Origin of the sequence: Nesterenkonia massiliensis, from assembly GCF_000455245.1 — a bacterium.
In the GTDB taxonomy this organism is placed as follows: domain Bacteria; phylum Actinomycetota; class Actinomycetes; order Actinomycetales; family Micrococcaceae; genus Nesterenkonia; species Nesterenkonia rhizosphaerae.
Window position 1 is genome coordinate 18,830 of the sequence record NZ_HG005172.1, and the last position, 2,362, is coordinate 21,191.

General features: G+C 66.3%; 1 pseudogene. It reads left to right on the forward strand.

What is annotated here, in order from left to right:
- Positions 1 to 2,060, forward strand: a pseudogene (locus tag TX78_RS13815) (AAA family ATPase); the annotation flags it as partial.
- Between the last annotated feature and the right edge of the window lie 302 nt (positions 2,061 to 2,362).

The following is a 2,362-nucleotide window of genomic DNA, read 5'->3' on the forward strand; positions in this document are numbered from 1 at the left end:
CGAAGGTGCCCAAGCGGCTGGAGCGGCTGGTCGACGTCGTCGCCTCCGTGCAGACCCGCCTGGAGAAGCTGGTGGCGGTGCTGGCCCCGGCTGAGCCTGAGCAGACGCTCTTTGACATCAACGCCGAGAAACTTCAGGCCACCATTGACTCCCTGGCTGAGGACGAGCGGTCTCTGCACACTCTGCCCGAACGCACCCTGCTGGCCGAGCAGCTGCGTGAACAGGGTTTCAAGGAGCTGCTGGAAGATTTCGCCAGCCGGCAGGTGCCTGCCACCCAGGTCGCCGATGAGCTGGAGCTGGCCTGGTGGCAGTCTGCGCTGGAGGCGATGATCTCCGGGGATGACTACCTGGCGATGACCACCGGTGAGAACCTGCGCGGCATTGAAGCTGAGTACCGGGCTGCCGATGCTGCCCATATCGCCTCCGGCGCTCAACGGCTGAACCACACTCTGGCAGTACGTTGGAAGTCCGCCCTGGAGACCTACCCTGAGGCTGCCGCACAGCTGCGCAGCCTGCTGCGTGACACCGCGCCCACTGTGGAGGCGCTGGAATCGGTGCCCGGGGAGCTGACCCAGCCGCTGGTGCCCATTTGGACCACCTCTCCGCTGGGTCTGGCTGAGCAGTTCCCGGCCACTGCGGCGGGGGAGGGCGCGGGCCAGAAGCCGCGTTTCGACGTCGTGCTCCTGCTGGACGCGGAGACGCTGACAGTGCCCGCTGCGCTGGGCGCCATCTCCCGGTCCGCACAGGTGGTGGCCTTCGGAGATCCGGTCTCGGGTGCGCCCAAACCGCTGACGGTCTCGGCTGATCCCATCGCACGGGAAGCTGAGGCCCATGTGCCCGTGTCCATCTACGCGGAGCTGGCCAGGATCCTGCCGGAGTACCGGCTGCGTCAGGTTCACCGTGGGGTGGACCAGGAGCTGACCGAGCTGCTTTCGCTATCGCTCTACGGCGGGGAGCTGACTAGACTCCCCGACGCCGCACAGCTCACCGGCCAGGGGCGTCGCCTCACCGTGGAGCACCTGGAGGGTGTGCGCGGAGGCGGACGCGAGCCGGTGGAATCACCCACCGCCGAGGTCAATCGGGTAGTGGACCTGGTCTTCGAGCACATCCGGCGCAGACGTAACCGCTCTCTTGCGGTGGTCACCGGTTCCGAATGGCATGCCAAACGGGTGGCCGATGCCATCCGGCTGCACCTGGCCAACCACGCCTGGGCTGCGCCGTTCTTTGAGCACGGTGCCGCAGGGGTCCCCGGCGGCTCCGGCTCCGGGGCTGCAGGGGTGGGCACCGGTGAACGGTTTGTGGTGGCTCCGGTGGAGCGCGCCTTCGGTCTGGTGCGCGATGATGTGATCTTCTCCTTGGGCTTTGGCCGCACCGTCAAGGGCGAAGCCTCCCATGAGATGGGTGAGCTCTCCGGTCCGCGGGGCCGCGAGTACTTCGCCCAGGCGGTCACCCGGGCCCGCGGACAGCTGCGCGTCATCAGCTCTATCGCAGCAGATGACCTGGACACCTCGCTGCTGCGCGAAGGAGCCCTGCTGGTGCACCAGTTGCTGCGCCTGGGCGCTGGTGCCGCCAGTAACCCGAGTGCATCTGCTGAGCTGACCGACCCGTTGGTACTGGATCTTGTGGACCGCATTCGTGCTCGCGGCGGCCGTGTGGAAGATGGTTTCCGCGGGACGTTGGATCTGGCTGCGTGCCAGCGCAAGATCACCGCAGAGTCGCGGGTTAAGCCGCTGGCGATGGTCTCTGATGGCACGGACGGCTATGCCGCGCTGACAGTGCGTGAACGTTCCCGACTCCGACCAGCCCGATTTGAGGAGCTGGGCTGGAACTACATGGTGCTGTGGACCATTGAGGTCTTCACCGACCCCTCCGGTATCACCGAGAAGGTGGCGGAGAAAGTGGGTCTGGGCTCGGGACCTGAGTTCGCTGAGCACGGTCGCGGCATGCTGGGCAGCACCGGTCCGGTGCGCTTTGGAGGTGCAGCTGATGCCACAGATGAGGAAGCCCATCGCATCAATAAGCAGTACCTCTCACCGCGCGAGCGCAGCCGCTTCAGCTAAAGGTTGGTACCTGCGTGTCCTTAGATCGGTCTGACCCAGAATCACAGCGTGACCCGGAGCCCGGCCCAGGAACACAGCCTCGTTCGAAATCACAGCCCAGCCCAGAACCACCGCGACGTCGCGGGCCGCGCCGAGTCGTCGCACCGCCCACCTCGGGGCAGCCAAATGAGGTAGAAGCTGATCCGTTCAACCCGTTGGGATCATCTGAGGCACCGGATTCAGCGGCTGCCGGTGCGCAGAAGCCACGGGTGGCCGGTGCCCAGAAGCCCCAGCAGCTCAGCCCACGAGAGCGCTGGTTCATC